Source organism: Prauserella shujinwangii (genome assembly GCF_003001955.1).
In the GTDB taxonomy this organism is placed as follows: domain Bacteria; phylum Actinomycetota; class Actinomycetes; order Mycobacteriales; family Pseudonocardiaceae; genus Qaidamihabitans; species Qaidamihabitans shujinwangii.
The window spans coordinates 48,983-63,683 of the sequence record NZ_PVNH01000001.1; the positions used below are offsets into that span (position 1 = coordinate 48,983).

The 14,701-nt window shown below is 75.1% G+C and carries 15 protein-coding genes and 1 pseudogene; 4 read left to right on the forward strand and 12 right to left on the reverse strand.

All coding sequences use genetic code 11. The features are described from left to right. Position 1: 1 nt before the first annotated feature. Positions 2–976: an oxidoreductase gene (locus B0I33_RS00135; protein ID WP_106176423.1), complete on the reverse strand. Its 975-nt coding sequence runs from the start codon at positions 974–976 to the stop codon at positions 2–4. A gap of 55 nt (positions 977–1,031) precedes the next feature. Between B0I33_RS00135 and B0I33_RS00140 the strand changes: the two genes are divergently transcribed. The 4 genes from B0I33_RS00140 to B0I33_RS00155 all read left to right on the forward strand — a co-directional run bounded on the left by B0I33_RS00140 (position 1,032) and on the right by B0I33_RS00155 (position 4,223). Further along, on the forward strand, positions 1,032–1,460 hold the full coding sequence (locus B0I33_RS00140) for a MerR family transcriptional regulator (protein WP_106176424.1): 429 nt from the start codon (positions 1,032–1,034) through the stop codon (positions 1,458–1,460). Between the two features lie 120 nt (positions 1,461–1,580). Next, on the forward strand, positions 1,581–2,396 hold the full coding sequence (locus B0I33_RS00145; protein WP_106176425.1) for an MBL fold metallo-hydrolase: 816 nt from the start codon (positions 1,581–1,583) through the stop codon (positions 2,394–2,396). An 80-nt stretch (positions 2,397–2,476) separates the two neighbouring features. After that, positions 2,477–3,265: a hypothetical protein gene (locus B0I33_RS00150; RefSeq protein WP_106176426.1), complete on the forward strand. Its 789-nt coding sequence runs from the start codon at positions 2,477–2,479 to the stop codon at positions 3,263–3,265. Positions 3,266–3,284: 19 nt separating this feature from the next. Further along, positions 3,285–4,223 carry an NAD-dependent protein deacetylase gene (locus tag B0I33_RS00155; RefSeq protein ID WP_106176427.1) on the forward strand — a complete coding sequence of 313 codons (939 nt, stop codon included), beginning with the start codon at positions 3,285–3,287 and terminating at the stop codon, positions 4,221–4,223. On the opposite strand, the pseudogene B0I33_RS30835 reads toward B0I33_RS00155, so the two are convergent. The 11 genes and pseudogenes from B0I33_RS30835 to B0I33_RS00205 form a co-directional block, all read right to left on the reverse strand. Next, positions 4,219–4,269, reverse strand: a pseudogene (locus B0I33_RS30835) (hypothetical protein); the annotation flags it as partial. The gene B0I33_RS00155 and the pseudogene B0I33_RS30835 sit on opposite strands and share 5 nt — an antisense overlap. A 57-nt stretch (positions 4,270–4,326) precedes the next feature. Continuing rightward, positions 4,327–4,743 (reverse strand): OsmC family protein, encoded by a 417-nt coding sequence (locus tag B0I33_RS00160; RefSeq protein WP_106176428.1) that lies wholly within the window; start codon positions 4,741–4,743, stop codon positions 4,327–4,329. 36 nt (positions 4,744–4,779) lie between these two features. Next, positions 4,780–5,379 carry an LURP-one-related family protein gene (locus tag B0I33_RS00165; RefSeq protein ID WP_106176429.1) on the reverse strand — a complete coding sequence of 200 codons (600 nt, stop codon included), beginning with the start codon at positions 5,377–5,379 and terminating at the stop codon, positions 4,780–4,782. Between the two features lie 153 nt (positions 5,380–5,532). After that, positions 5,533–6,303 carry an SDR family NAD(P)-dependent oxidoreductase gene (locus B0I33_RS00170; protein WP_106176430.1) on the reverse strand — a complete coding sequence of 257 codons (771 nt, stop codon included), beginning with the start codon at positions 6,301–6,303 and terminating at the stop codon, positions 5,533–5,535. A gap of 77 nt (positions 6,304–6,380) precedes the next feature. Continuing rightward, positions 6,381–7,223 carry a helix-turn-helix transcriptional regulator gene (locus tag B0I33_RS00175; protein WP_106176431.1) on the reverse strand — a complete coding sequence of 281 codons (843 nt, stop codon included), beginning with the start codon at positions 7,221–7,223 and terminating at the stop codon, positions 6,381–6,383. Between the two features lie 3 nt (positions 7,224–7,226). Continuing rightward, positions 7,227–8,051 (reverse strand): HpcH/HpaI aldolase/citrate lyase family protein, encoded by an 825-nt coding sequence (locus B0I33_RS00180; RefSeq protein WP_106176432.1) that lies wholly within the window; start codon positions 8,049–8,051, stop codon positions 7,227–7,229. Next, positions 8,048–9,256, reverse strand: coding sequence for a CaiB/BaiF CoA transferase family protein (locus B0I33_RS00185; RefSeq protein ID WP_106176433.1), 1,209 nt, complete (start codon positions 9,254–9,256; stop codon positions 8,048–8,050). Before B0I33_RS00185 ends, B0I33_RS00180 begins: the two co-directional genes overlap by 4 nt. Beyond that, complete coding sequence (locus tag B0I33_RS00190) at positions 9,253–11,259, reverse strand: SUMF1/EgtB/PvdO family nonheme iron enzyme (protein ID WP_106176434.1); 2,007 nt, start codon at positions 11,257–11,259, stop codon at positions 9,253–9,255. Before B0I33_RS00190 ends, B0I33_RS00185 begins: the two co-directional genes overlap by 4 nt. Continuing rightward, on the reverse strand, positions 11,256–12,170 hold the full coding sequence (locus B0I33_RS00195; protein WP_106176435.1) for a ribokinase: 915 nt from the start codon (positions 12,168–12,170) through the stop codon (positions 11,256–11,258). The genes B0I33_RS00190 and B0I33_RS00195 overlap by 4 nt, the downstream gene beginning before the upstream one ends. Further along, a complete protein-coding gene (locus B0I33_RS00200; protein ID WP_106176436.1) occupies positions 12,167–13,510 on the reverse strand; it encodes an ADP-ribosylglycohydrolase family protein in 1,344 nt (447 codons plus the stop codon). The genes B0I33_RS00195 and B0I33_RS00200 overlap by 4 nt, the downstream gene beginning before the upstream one ends. Then, entirely contained in the window at positions 13,507–14,691 is a 1,185-nt protein-coding gene (locus B0I33_RS00205) for an ADP-ribosylglycohydrolase family protein (RefSeq protein WP_245900369.1), read from the reverse strand. The genes B0I33_RS00200 and B0I33_RS00205 overlap by 4 nt, the downstream gene beginning before the upstream one ends. Between the last annotated feature and the right edge of the window lie 10 nt (positions 14,692–14,701).

The window sequence follows — 14,701 nt, forward strand, 5'->3', positions numbered from 1 at the left end:
CTCATGTCCCTCCGTCGGGGTTCACGCCCGTCATCCGGGCCGACACCTGCCATAGCCGCTCCGCGCTCCCGGGGTCGACGGCGTAGTCACGGACACCGCCGTCGTCCATCGATCCTCCAGGACCGGCGAGCGGCGCGATGTCGCAGTCCTCGCAGTACACGCCGCCCCGGCCGTCCAGGAGGGGAGATGTCGCCGCCCAGAGTCCGGTCGCCGCGCCTTGGCTCGGCGACTTGAACCCGGGCCCGACGATGTTCCCTTCCGCGTCGATCCACCCCCGCTCCATCTGTTCGGCCGCGGTCATGTCGCGCTGCAGTCCGGTGATGATGGATCCGGGATGCAGTGCGAACGCGCGGATCCCCTCGTTCTTCGCGACAGCGTCGAGGTGCACGGCGAACAGCACGTTGGCCGTCTTCGACTGGCCGTAGGCCAGCCACTTGTCGTAGCCGTTGCCGAAGTGCAGGTCGTCCCATCGGATGTCGGACAGGTGGTGTCCGGCCGAGGAGTACGACACCACCCGTGCACCGCCGGCGTTCGACAGCAACGGGAGCAGCAGGTTGACGAGGACGAAGTGGCCGAGGTGGTTGGTGGCGAACTGGCTCTCCCAGCCGGACCCGACGCGCCGCTCCGGTGACGCCATCACCCCGGCGGCGGCGATGACGATGTCCAGCCTCACTCCGGAGTCGCGCAGTTGCTCACCGGCCATCCGCACGCTGGTGAGGTCGGCCAGGTCCATGGGAAACACGGTGACGTGTGCGAGGCCATCCAGCCGGGCGTCCGCGAGTTCCGGCCGCCGCGCCGGCACCAGCACGCGCGCCCCCGCTTTCACCAGGGCCCGGGTGGTCTCCAGCCCCAGGCCGGAGTAGCCACCCGTGACCAACGCCGTCTTGCCGCCGAGGTCGACCCCGGTCATCACCTCGTCTGCCGTGGACGCGGCCGTGAATCCCGACTGGAGCGGTGTCTGCTGATTGACTGCCATGCCGCGAACCTAGGATCTAGAGCGGACTCTAGATCAAGCACGGAAGGTGTTCGCCATGGCGACCGCGGCCCAGCAGGAGGAGACGTTCACGATCGGCGAGGTCGCCGAGCGCACCGGCCTCAGCGTCCACGCGCTGCGTTACTACGAGCGGCAGGACCTGCTCATCGGACCAGTGCGGCGAACGTCCGGCGGTCGCCGCAGCTACACCACCGTGGACGTCGACTGGCTCCGGATCTGCGTCAGGCTCCGCGAGTCCGGCATGCCGCTGGCGGACCTGACCAGGTTCGCCGCCCTCGTCAGGCGAGGGCCGGGCAACGAGGAGGACCGACTGAGACTCCTCGACGAGCATCGTCAGCGCGTCGAGGCCCAGATCCAGGCGCTCGAAGAGTGCCGAGCGCTGATCGAGTGGAAAGTCGGCGTCTATACCGAACACCTCCGAGCCGGCTCGGCGAGCGGACTGTGGGATCCCAGGCACGAAGCCTGAACACCGCCCGCCGGCGCCCGGCCGCGCGGGCGTTCCAGGGTGCCAGGGCCGGACCGGGGCGGTGCCGGGGAACCCCGCCAGGTGCCGCGATCTGACGGTGGCCCGTGGAAGAATCCGCGCATGGACTTCTGGATCTGCCGCACCTGCGCCGTCGAGCACGGGCAGCGGCCCGCGACCTGCGCGATCTGCGCCGACGAGCGGCAGTGGGTGCCCTCCTCCGGCCAGCAGTGGACGACGCTCGACGAGCTGGCCGCCGCGGGAACCCGCACCGAGGTCGTGGAGCTGGAACCGAACCTGCTCGGCGTCACCAGCACGCCCAGCGCGGGGATCGGCCAGCAGACGAAGGTCCTCGCCACCCCGGAGGGCTGCCTGCTGTGGGACCCGATCGGCTTCGTGGACGACGCGGCCGTGCGGCGGATCCGGGAGCTGGGGGAGGTGGTCGCGATCGCGGCGAGCCACCCGCACATGTTCGGCGTGCAGGTGGAGTGGAGCCGCCGGCTCGGTGACGCGCCGGTGCTGGTGGCCGAGCCGGACCTGGAGTGGGTGGCGAGGCCGGACCCGGTGATCCGGCCCTGGTCGGGCACGCTGGACCTGCTGCCCGGGGTGACCCTGTCGCAGCCCGGCGGGCACTTTCCCGGCAGCTCGGTGGTGCACTGGTCCGGCGGTGCGGGCGGCAGGGGAGTGCTGCTGAGCGGGGACACGATCTTCGCGAACCCCGACCGGACGTCGGTGAGCTTCATGCGCAGCTTCCCCAACCGCATCCCGCTGTCCGCCGCCGTTGTCGACCGCGTCACCCGGCACGTCGAGCGGTTCGCGTTCGACCGCCTCTACGGCAACTTCGACAACGTCATCGACGGTGACGCCAGGGCGGTGGTGCGCCGCTCCGCCGACCGCCACATCGGCTGGGTGCGGGGCGACTTCGACCACCTGACCTGACGGCGGCGGCCGTGCGGTATCTCGCCCGGCGCGGCGCGGCGGGCTACCGTGCGCGAGGCCAGGCAGGGGGAGGTGAGCCGGTGGGCTCCGTTCCGATCGAGGAGGGCCCCGCGCTGGTCGGCGCCGACGGCAGGCGGGTCAGCGTGCTCGCCGTCTGGCACGACCCGGGCGGCGAGCTGCCCCCGGCGCTGGAGGTCGTGCGGGAGGACCGGGACGCGGTGGAGGTGGTGCTGCGCCGTCGCCGACGGTCGGTCCTCCCGCCCGGTGCGGCGGTTCCTCTTGTGCTGATCGGGCCCCGGACGGTCACCGGAACCCTGCCGGATCCGCTGCGCGGGCGGCGGCTGGTCGACTCGGCCACCGGCCGCGAGGTCCCGTGTTTCCACGCGTACCGGCTGGCGCAGGTGACGTGGCTTCCGGACGGCTACCGCTTCGAGACGGATGCGCACCCCCACACCCTCCGGGGAGGCCCCTTCCCGCCGGAGGTCCTGGCCTGGAGCCGGGTGTACATCACCCGCACCCCGATCCGCGGGTTCACGCACGAGATCCGCATCGTCCAGGCACTCGGGCGGGGCCTCACGACACTCGGTCCGGGTTGGACACCCTCCGGGACGGTGCCGGTCGGCGCTCACGAGGCGTCGGCCTACGACGACCTCGAACCGGGAACGGCGAGGCCGACGGCCCGCGCGGTCAGCTGGTCCAGCGCGACGAACAGTTACCTCGTGCGGACCGGCCTGCGCGGGCGGCTCCCGGAGCCGGAGGACATCTGGGCGCAGCCCGTACTTCCGCCCGCCGTCCTGGAGGACGTACCGGCACACGCGACGCTGCTGCGCGTCGCGCGCGGGCTGCGGGAACCAACCCGGGACCGGTGAGCACGGGTACGCTGGGCTGGTGCGGACGAGGCCGACCCTGACCTGGACGCCGTCCGGTGTCCCGGCCGCCCGGACCACGGAGCTGGGCGAGGTGACCCGGGTGGTGGGCGAGCGCGGCGTCGTGGTCCTCAGCGGGGCGGGACTGTCCACCGAGTCCGGCATCCCGGACTACCGCGGCCCGGACGGCACGCTGCGGCGGCACACCCCGATGACCTACCAGGAGTTCGTCGGCAGCGAGGAGGCCCGGCGCCGGTACTGGGCGCGCGGCCACCTCGGCTGGGCCGCGGTCGCGCGGGCCCGGCCGAACGCGGGGCACCACGCGGTGGCGGCGCTCCAGGCCGCCGGGTACGTCTCGGGGGTCATCACGCAGAACGTCGACGGCCTGCACCAGGCGGCCGGAGCCAGCGAAGTGGTCGAGCTGCACGGCGGCCTGAGCCGCGTCGTCTGCCTCGACTGCGGCCGGACCGAGGCTCGCCGGGATCTCGAGCGGCGGCTGCGCGAGGCCAACCCGTCCTTCCGCGCCGAGGCGGCACGCCTCAACCCGGACGGCGACGTCGACCTGCCCGAGCACGCCGTGCGGCGGTTCCGGATGACCTCCTGCGCCGCCTGTGGGTCCGGCCTGCTGAAGCCGGACGTGGTCTTCTTCGGCGAGAACGTGCCGCGGCCCAGGGTGGACGCGTGTTACCGGCTGATCGACGAGGCGCGCTCGGTGCTCGTGCTGGGCTCGTCGCTGGCCGTCATGTCGGGGCTGCGGTTCGTCCGCCACGCCGCCGGGTCGGGCACACCGGTGCTGATCGTGAACCAGGGGGAGACCCGCGGCGACGGCTACGCCCGCGTGCGGGTGGACCGTCCGCTGGGTCACGCGCTCACCGAGCTGGCCGCGCGGCTGGGCGAACGGGTCAGCGGCGGCCCCGGAACACCCGCGCCAGTGCGCGGAACGGCAACGTCACGACGTTGACGAGCGTGTTGGCCACCATCTGCAGAACGTCCGCGATCCTCTTCATACGATCGGGTTACCCCCTGCGGGCCGTTCACACACGGGCCGGACCGGGCCTCCCGCGCTACTCGATGACCGTGCGGACAGCGGTGCCGAGCTCGACGGTGCGGCTGACCGTGCACAGCTTGTCGTGGGACAGGGCCACCGTGCGGGGCAGCATCGCGCGGGCCGCGTCGCCCTGCTCGCCGTCGGGAAACCGGACGGCGAACGTCACGGTGAGGTTCTCCATCCGGTTGCCGGAATCCCGGTCGGACACCTTGTCCCCGGTGACGGTGACCGTGAACGACTCCGGCTCGGTCCGCCTGCTGGTCGCGACATCGGTGTCGATGGCGGTGCAGCCGCCGATCGCGGCGAGCAGCAGTTCGACCGGGCTGAACTCGTCCTCGCCGCCGAGGCGGATGGTGGCGCCGCTGGGGCTGTGCGCGAGGTAGCGCCCCGCCGAGACACGTTCGATGCGGACCGACCGCTTGGCTGTCGTCATGCCCCGAACCTACCGGTCCCCGCCGGGGAGACCCGGTCAGCGGGACTGCAACGCGTCCAGCGCGATGGCCTGCGCCAGCACCAGCCTGCGATCGAGCGCGGGATCGTCGACGCGGAGCCGGTAGTGGTCCCGGAAACGGGTCTTCTTCTCGAACTCGGCGACGGTCTCGCCGCCCCGGACGAAGTCGAAGTGGTACATCCAGGGGAACGGCAGGTCGCCCACCCACGGCAGGAAGTCCCAGACCCGGCGGAACAGGGCCATGGCCATGCTGCGCTCGCTGATGTCCACCGGGTCGCTGCCCGGCTGGTCGAGCTGCCACGTGGAACGCAGCAGCGACTTGCCGAACCGCTTGCCGAAGTAGCCGAGCGAACGCCCCTCCGCGTCGGTCACGTCGTAGGCGCTGGCGAGGTCGATCACCTTGCGCGCCCGGAACTCGGCCAGCACCGAGTGCTTGCCCTGGTCGGTGTAGAGCGTGACGTGCTCCTTGAACGCCATCCGCTTCTGCTCCACGAAGGCGACGAGCGGACCCGGCTCACCCTGCCCGTCGTCGGCGAACACCTCGTACCGGTTGACCATCATCGTGATCTTCTGGTGCACGTGGAACTGCCGCTGTGCCTGTAGCTCCTGGATGAGCATCCGACCCCCATCGCCGTCCGGCGCCCCGCGTTCGCGGGGACGTGCCGGCAGTATCGCACTGCGCCACGCGCACCCAATGTGGCGTTCGGTGCGCCCACCGCACCGAACGCCACATTGGGTGCGTCAGCGGGCCGCGAGACTGCCTGGCCGCGGCTACACCCGGCGCTCCGGGACGGCGGCGGTCAGCCCACCGTCGACGAGCAGATCCTGACCGTTGACGTAGGACGCCTCCGCGGAGGCCAGGAAGGCGATCGCGTTCGCGACGTCGCCGGGGGTGCCGAGCCTGCCCGCGGCCACCGCGGCGACGGCGGCGGCCCGCGCCTCGGGGGAGACGTGGGCGCGGAACGCGGGGGTCTCGATGTAGCCGGGGCTGACCGCGTTGACCCGGATCCGCCGGGGCGCGAGCTCGGCCGCGAGGCTGGGCGCCAGGGTGCGCACCGCCGCCTTGCTCGCCGCGTACAGCGCGGCGCCGGGAACGCCCCGGTGCGGCGCCCACGACGCGGTGAGCACGATCGCCGCCCCGTCGGGCAGCAGCGGGAGCGCCGCGCGGACGGTGAACAGCACGCCCTTGACGTTGACGTCCACGACGCGGGCGAACTCGCCGCCGGTGACGTCGCCGAGCGGCTGGAACGACGCGGTGCCCGCGTTGGCGACGACCACGTCCAGCCGCCCGTGCCGGTCCCGGATCGCGGCCGCCAGCAGGCCGGGACCCGCCGGTTCGGCCACGTCGGCGCGCACCGCGAGGACGCGGTCCCCGCCGTCCAGCTCCGCGACCGCGGCGTCCAGCCGGTCCGGGTCACGGCCGGTGACGACCACCCGGGCGCCCTCGGCGAGCAGCCTGCGCGCGGTGGCCAGCCCGATGCCGCTGGTCCCGCCCGTGACGAGGGCGATCCTGCCGTCGAAGCGAAATCCGTGCCGGGTCATGGGGACAGCCTGCGGCCGGTGGCCCGGCGCCGGCAGTGCGCGCCGGACCTGGGTGTGGCACCACCACCCGCCGCGGGTCAGGCCGGTGGGGGCACCAGCCGGTCGAGCCGGTCCCCGGTGCCGGTGCCGGGGACCGGGAGGTACAGCACGACGTACCGGTCCGGGCGGTCGGCGGGCACCAGGGTCGTCTTGTCGAACGACAGCTCCCCGGCGTCCGGATGGCGCACGGCGATCACCGCGGGGCCCGGCACACCCACGTCGTGCCGGGCCCACAGCGCGGCGAACTCGGGACTGACGGCGCCGAGCTCGTCGACCACCCGGCCGAAGCCGGGATCGCCGGGGGCGTGCGCCGCGTCGGCGCGGAAGGCGGCGACGACGGCGGGCGCGGCCGACGTCCAGTGCGCGGGCACGCCCCGGTACCGGGGGTTGGTGAAGAACGCGGTGAGGCAGTTGTGGTCGTCGTCACCGTCCCCGAACACCACCCGTGCTGCCTCGTTGGTCGCCAGCACGTTCCAGTACCGGTCCCGGAGCAGGGCGGGCCGCGGCGACCACGCGTCGAGCAGCCCCCGCATCGCGGCGGGAACCCGGTCGTCGCGCCCGCCCTCGGCGCGCGGCGGGTTGAGCCCGGCCAGCAGGTACAGGTGCGCCCGCTCCGGCTCGGTCAGCCGCAGCGCGCCGGCGATCGCGTCGAGCACCTGCGCCGAGACGTTGATGGCGCGGCCCTGTTCGAGCCAGGTGTACCAGGACACCCTGACCCCGGCGAGCACCGCGACCTCCTCCCGCCGCAGCCCGGGTCTCCGGCGCCTGCCCGCCGTGGGCATGCCGACGTCCTCGGGGGACAGCCGCGCCCTGCGGGTCCGCAGGAAGTCCCGGAGCTGGTCGCGGCGCCGCTGGCCCCGGGGGCCGGGTTCGCTGGTCATGGTTCATTGAACCCCGGCGAGCGCCAGTACGGTGTTGGCCCGTTCCAGCATCGCCGTGTCGAGGAAGGTGCCGTCGGCCAGCACGAGCGCCCCGGTCCCGGCGCGCCGCGCGCCGTCCAGCCGGGCGACCACCTCCCGCGCCCGCGCCACCTCGTCGGCCGTGGGCAGGAACGCCGCCCGGATCGGGTCCAGCTGCGCGGGATGGATCGCGGTGCGGCCGAGGAAGCCGAGCGCCTTCCCGGCGCGGCACGACGCCACGAGCCCCTCGATGTCCCGCACGTGCGGGTAGGCGGACATGGCGGGCGGCGGCAGGCGGGCGGCGCGCGCCGCGACCACCACCCGGCTGCGGGCCCATCCCAGCCCGGCCTCGTCGTCGACGCCGAGATCGGAGCGCAGGTCGGCCTCGCCCAGCCCGATCGAGGCGACCTGCGGCGAGGCGGTCGCGATCGCCAGCGCGTGCTCGACACCGAGCGCCGACTCGATCAGCGGGTGCAGCGCGCGCCCCGGCAGCGCGGCCGCGAGCGCCGTGACCGCGCCGGGAGTCTCGATCTTGGGCACGCGGGCGCCCACGGCTCCGGGCAGGCCCGCCACCGCGGCGACGTCGTCGTCGTGCCACGGGGTGCCCGGCGGGTTGATCCGCACCTGCACCGGGCGCCGCGCGTCGGCGAGCAGCCGCGCCGCGGCCGCGCGGGCCTCGTCCTTCCGCGCCGGCGCGACGGCGTCCTCCAGGTCCACGAGCACCACGTCCGCGGCCGACGCGAGCGCCTTGCGGACCCGGTCCGGCCGGTCGGCGGGCACGTACAGCAGGGTCAGCGGGGGAGGGGTCACACCGCCCCCTCGGCGCGCAGCGTGGCGACGCGGTCGGGGCTGAACCCCAGCTCGCGGAGCACCTCGTCGGTGTCGGCGCCGTGCGGGCGGCCGGTGAAACGGATGACGCCGTCGTGGCCGGACAGGCGGAACAGCGGCCCCTGCATCAGGGTGGGTCCCAGCTCGGGGTCGGTGATCTCGTGGATCGTGCCGAGTGCCCGGAACTGCGGATCGGCCACGATGTCGGCGGCGTCGTAGACCGGCGCGGCCGCGGCCTGCGCCTCCTCGAAGGCGGCCATGACCTCGTCCCGGGTGCGCTGGGCGATCCACCCGCCCACGGCCTCGTCCAGCTCGTCGGCGTGCCGGGCGCGGTCGGCGCCGTGCGCGAACCACGGCCGCTCGGCCAGGTCGGGCCTGCCGACGAGCCGCACGACCCGCTCGGCGATCGACTGCGCCGACGTGGACACCGCGACCCAGTGCCCGTCGCGGGTGCGGTAGGTGTTGCGCGGGGCGTTGCTGGCGGAGCGGTTGCCCGTGCGCGGCTGGACGGTGCGCAGCTGGTCCCAGCGGGTGATCTGCGGGCCGAGCATCGCGAGGATCGGCTCGACGATCGCCACGTCGACCACCTGGCCCTGGCCGGTACGCTCGCGTGTGGACAGTGTGGCCGTGATCGCGAACGCGGTGGCGAGCGAGGCGATGCCGTCCGCGAGGCCGAACGGCGGCAGCGTCGGCGGGCCGTCCGGCTCCCCGGTCATCGCGGCGAATCCGCTCATCGCCTCGGCGAGGGTGCCGAAGCCGGGCCTGCTCCGGTAGGGGCCGATCTGCCCGAATCCGGTGACGCGGGCCAGCACGAGTCCGGGGTTGTCCGCCGACAGCACGTCGTAGCCGAGGCCCCACCGTTCGAGCGTGCCCGGCCGGAAGTTCTCGATCACCACGTCGGCGGTCGCGGCGAGCGCGCGGAACACGGCGCGGCCGCCGTCGCTGCCGAGGTCGGCGGTGACGGTGCGCTTGTTCCGGCCCAGCGTCTTCCACCACAGGTTGACGCCGTCCTTGGCGGCGCCGTGCGTGCGCGCGGGGTCGGGCCTGCGGGGGTGCTCGACCTTGATCACATCGGCGCCCAGGTCGCCGAGGTGGGTCGCCGCCATCGGCCCGGCGAACAGGGTGGCCGCGTCCACGACCCGCAACCCGGCCAGCGCCCCCGCCGAGGGGTCCCGGGAGACGGTCACCGCGGCACCTCCGGCACGTCCCAGGCACACCGGAAGCCGACGGTCGCGCCGCGGGCGAGACCGAGTCCCGGCAGGAGCAGCTTGGCGCTGAAGTCCGGGGCCCGCCTGCCGCCGTCGAAGTACCAGTCGGCGCCCTTGGCGCGGTGGTCGCAGCCGCCCTTGAGCATCGCGAACCGGGTCCGCCCGTCGGAGTGCTCGCTCTCGGTCCAGTTCCACACGGCGGGTTCGCCGCGCCGCAGCAGGCCGGTCTCCCCGGCGAGCTGCCACTCGTCCTCGGTCGGCAGCCTGCCGCCGCGCCACGCGCAGTAGGCGCGCGCGTCGTCCAGGTCCACGAAGGTCACCGGCTCGTCTGCCGTGCCGGGTGGCGGGTGGCCGTCCACCCAGTGCTTGAGGAACCGGTGCGGCTCGGCGGGCCGGTAGCCGGTCGCCGCGAGGAACTCCGCGAACCGCGCGTTGGTCACCTCGCTCGCGCCGACCGCGACGGGCGCGGCGAGCTCACCGTCGCGTTGCAGCGTCCTGGCGTCGTGCAGCCGGGGCGGCAGCGGCTTCCACTCGTCCACATAGGGCGCTCCCTGGTACATGCCCGTCTCCCGGGCCCGGTAGCGCACCGTGAGCACGTACGGGCCCGCGGGCACGACGACCGCGTCCGGCTCCGGCGCACCGGCCGCCGGGCCGGGCCGCTCGCGGACCGCGACGCGGTGCGGGAAGCGCGCGTCCGGGTCGTGCGGCAGGCCGGGCAGCGTGCGCAGCAGCGCGGGCAGCCAGCCGGGCTCGGCGACGCCCGGGGCGAGCCGCAGCAGCGCGGCGATGCCGCGCCCGGGCACGGTGACGCGTTCCCCCGCGGGGCCGCCCGCGAACAGGTCGACCAGCGTGCCCTCGCCACCGGAGGCGAGCACGGGCCCGGTGTAGTCGTCCGCGCCGCGGTTGACGATCGTCCACAGTGTCCGGCCGTCCAGCTCCCAGCGGGAGGCGTACACCCCGGCCGCCTCCGCGTCCTCGTGGAGCTCCGTGAGCGGCGTCCACGTGCCGTCGCGCAGCAGCTCGCCCGCCGCGCGCTGGACGGTCACCATGCGGCGCACGGTCGCGGCGTCGCGCCGGGACCAGCCCACCCACACCCCGAACACGACCTCCCACACCATCACGCCGACGCCGTTGAGCCACGCCGACTGCAGCTCCTCGGTGTGGTCGCGGTGCCAGCGGCGCACGTGGTGCTGCAGGTGCCGCCGCTCGTACCAGTGCGCGCGCAGCACCCCCGGCACGGGCGAGTCGGCGAAGAACTGTGCCCACGAGCACGAGTGGTCCTCGATCCGCTCGACGGGCAGCTTCGACTCGCCCTCCAGCACGATCCCGGGCCGGGCCCGTTCCAGCCGGTCGACGAGCTCCGGCTCGGCCTTCTTGAGGGTGTCGAGGAAGACGCCGTCGGCGCCGAGCCAGGCGACGAGCGCGGCCAGTTCGGTGGCGTCGTCCGCGCCGCGCCGCGTGCCGGTGTCCCACGGGTTGTAGTCGACGAACACGCGCAGGCCCGCGTCGTGCAGCGCCCCGACGAGCCCGGCCAGGCCCGGCACGTCGCGGTAGAAGTCCCACTGGTTGCGGTCGTCCAGGCCGATCACCGGGTAGGCGTGCCACAGCACGACCGCGTCGAGCCCGCCGAAGCGTTCCCGCGCGTCGGCGAGGAAACGCTCCGGTGTGAACCGCCGCTCGGAGAACGAGTAGAGCAGTTCGTCCCACAGCCACACCTGGGCGACCGCGTGGCAGCCCGCCGCCCACGCCGCCTCGGGGCGGTCGTAGGCGGCCCCGGTGTAACCGTGGCGGTGCCGGGCGTCGGCGCGCCACGCGTGCAGGCGTTCCCGCCACGCGGGCCGGTCGGCGGGGTCGGGCGGCCCGGCGAAGATCTTCGCCTCGTCCAGCGCGGCGAGCGTGCCCTCGTCCGGCGGGCCGCCCAGCGGCACCTCGGTCGGCCGGTCGATCGGCCGGGGGACGAGCGGGTCGAACGTGTACGTCATCGTGCGTTTCCTCCGGCGGCGAAGGCCGCCACCTCGTCGGCGGTGGGAACGGCCGCCTGGGCACCGGGCCGGGTCACGGCCAGCGCGGCGGCCGCGCCCGCCAGCCGGGCGGCCTCCGGCAGCGGCAGCGCCCTGGCCAGCGCCGCGCAGAGGGCTCCGCAGAAGGTGTCGCCCGCGCCCGTGGTGTCGACGGCCTCGACCGGGACCCCGGGGATGTGCAGCGGGGCGCGGTCGCCCTCGGCGACGAGGCACCCCTGCCGGCCGAGGGTGATCACGACGGCGGGCACGCGTTCCCGCAGCGCGCGGGCGAGCGTGTCCGGTCCCGCGGTGTCCCCCGCGAGCTCGGCGGCCTCGTGCTCGTTGACGATGAGCAGGTCGACCGTGTCCCACACGTCGCGCGGCAGCCGCCGGGACGGGGCGGCGTTGAGCGCCAGCAGCGCACCGGGCCGCCGCGCGGCCGCGGCCGCGCGCACCACGTCGAGCGGCACCTCCAGCTGGGTGAGCACCACGTCGGCGGCGGCGATCCGGTCCCCGTGCCGGGCTCCGAGCCGCAGGCGGGCGTTGGCGCCGGGAGCGACGACGATCGTGTTCTCCCCGCCGGGGGAGACGGTGATGAACGCGGTGCCGGTGGGGACGCTCACGTGCTCGACGAGGTCGGTGCGGACCCCGGCCCCGTCGAGCGAGGCGAGCAGCAGGCCCGCGGGCTCGTCGTCGCCCAGGGTGCCGAGGAACGTGGTGTCCGCGCCGCCGGCGCGCGCCGCCGCCACCGCCTGGTTCGCGCCCTTGCCGCCGGGACTGCGGCGCAGGTCCCCGCCGAGGATCGTCTCCCCGGCTCGTGGTGGCCGGGGAACGTCGACGACGAGGTCGACGTTCGCCGATCCGGCCACCACCACCCGGCCCCGCCCCGTCACGGCTCCTCCCGTCCCGCCGCGAGCGCGGTGGTGCGGGCGGCGAGGTCCGCGATGGACTGCTCCCCGCCGGGCAGCGAGGTCGCGATCCGCCCGGCGAGCGGTGCGGTCCAGCGCTCACCGATGCCCTCGGCGCCGCGCAGGGCACCGACGACGCCGCCCACCGTCGCCGCCGCCGAGTCGGTGTCCCAGCCCGCCGTCACCGCGATCGACACGCTCGGCCCGAACTCCCCGCCGCCCCGCGCCAGCGCGTAGGCGATGACCGCCGCGTTGTTCAGCACGTGCACCCAGTGCAGGTGCCCGAACTCGGCGTGCAGGCGGTCGAGCCCGTCGCGCACGTCCGGCCCGGCGGCCGCCTCGCGGCCGGACCGGACGGCGTGGGCGAGCCCGCTGCCCGGCGGGACGACCGTGTCCGCGGCGTCGAGCACCTCGTCGACGGTGTCGCACACCATCGCCGCCGCCGCGAGCGCCGCCGCCCACATCGCGCCGTGGATCCCGTCGCGGGTGTGGCTCAGCCGGGCGTCCGTCCACGCCAGCCTGGCGGCGGTGCGCACATCGCCCGGCGACACCCAGCCGTACACGTCGGCCCGGATGAGCGCGCCGATCCACTCCCGGAACGGGTTGTGGTGGGTCGCGGTCTCGGGCACGGGCCTGGCGTCGAGCAGGTTGCGGTACGCGGCGCGCTCGGCGGTGAACACCCGGCCCGCGGGCAGGGTGTCGAGCCACAGCAGGCCCACGTCGTCGGTGCCGAAGTCCCGGCCGTGCCGTTCGAGCAGGGTGAGCGCGAGGATCGGGTAGTTGAGGTCGTCGTCCTCGGGCATCCCGGCGATGTTCTCCTCCAGCGAGGTGGCCGCCGAGCGCCGGTTCCACGGCCAGCGGGCCGCGACCTCGGCGGGCAGGCCGACCGCGGTGAAGTACCGGTCCAGCGGCCACCGGCCGGTCGCCCGCAGGATCTCCTCGATGCCCTCCCTCGGGATCTTCTCCACCGGCTTGCCGAGCAGGCACCCGGCCGCGCGGCCGGTCCACGCGCCGAGGGCCCGGTCCCGCCCGGTCCGGGGCAGGTCGGGGGGAGGGGCGAGCCGCGCGGCGAGGGCGTCCCAGCCGTCCGGCTCGTCCGGCGCCGACGGGGCGGGCAGTGCCGCCAGCTCGTCGAGCAGCGCCCGCGCCAGCGACCGCAGTTCCGGGGGCGCCGGGTGCGGGCCCGCGCCGCCGGCCGGGGGCACCGGGTCGCCGCCCGCGGCCACCCACCGTGCGCGCACGTCCGCCACGTCCCTGCCCTCGGCGGCGGACTGCACCAGCTCGTGCGCGAGCAGGTCCTCGGGCCGCGCCCAGGTGAGCCTCATGCCGGGCCTCCGATCGGCACGGCGCCGGGGGCGGTCAGCGCGTCCAGCGCGGCGGCACGGGCGAGTGCCCGCTCCCGGTCGGCGCGCAGGATGTCGGCCGCGGCCGAGGCCATGAGCAGCCCGGTCTCGCGCAGGTCCATCCGGCTGGCCTCGCTGACCGCGGCGAGCCACTCGGCGGGCACCGCGGCGGCCCCGCCGAGCCCGGCGCAGAGCGCACCGGCCATGGAGGCGATCGAGTCGGCGTCCCGGCCGTAGTTCACCGCGGCCAGCACCGCGCCGCGGTAGTCGCCCCGGTGGCCGAGCACGAACCCCAGCGCGGCGGGCAGCTCCTCGATCGACTTGGTCCGGGAGGGCCGCCGGGCGTCCAGCGACATCTCCCGGTAGTGCGGGCCGACCGAGTCGAACGGGGCGACGGTCTCGCGGACGCGGCGCGCCAGCTCCCGCTCCTCGTCGTCGGTGCGCGGCGGCACGCCGTCGGCGAACTCGCGGGCCACGGCGCCCAGCGCCGCCGCCGTCCCGTCGTGGGCGACCCGGAGGCCCGCGTCGGTCACGTCGGCCAGGGTCGCGCCGGGAGCGACCGCGGCGGCGACCATGGCGGCCAGCACCCCCGCGGCCTCGCGGCCGTAGCTCGACTGGTGCGCGCCGGTGAGGTCGATCGCCTCGGCGTAGGCCCCGCCGGGGTCTCCCGCGTTGGCGATCCCGACCGGAGCGACGTACATGGCCGCGCCGCAGTTGACGACGTTGCCCACCCCGGCCTCGCGCGGGTCGGCGTGCCCGTAGTGGAGCCGCGTGACGATCCACTTCTCCGCGAGGAAGACCCGCTGCAGCAGCAGGGCGGTGGACTCCAGCTCGGGCACCCAGCGGGGCTCGCCCATCATGAGGGGCACCAGGTCCTCGGCCATCGCGTAGGCGTCCAGGTGGGCGCGCCGCTTCGCGTACACCTCGACGATCGCCCGGGTCATCAGGGTGTCGTCGGTGATGTGCCCGTCGCCCTTGTGGTACGGGGCGATCGGGCGGGCGTCGCGCCAGTTCGGGTACCACGGCCCGACGATGCCGGTCACCCGGCCGCCGTGCCGCTGCTCGATCTGTTCCGGTGTCCACCCCTCCGTGGCCCCACCGAGGGCGTCCCCCACCGCCGCGCCGGTGATCACCGCCACCGCACGGTCCTCCAGCCAGGTCACCGGATCAGGT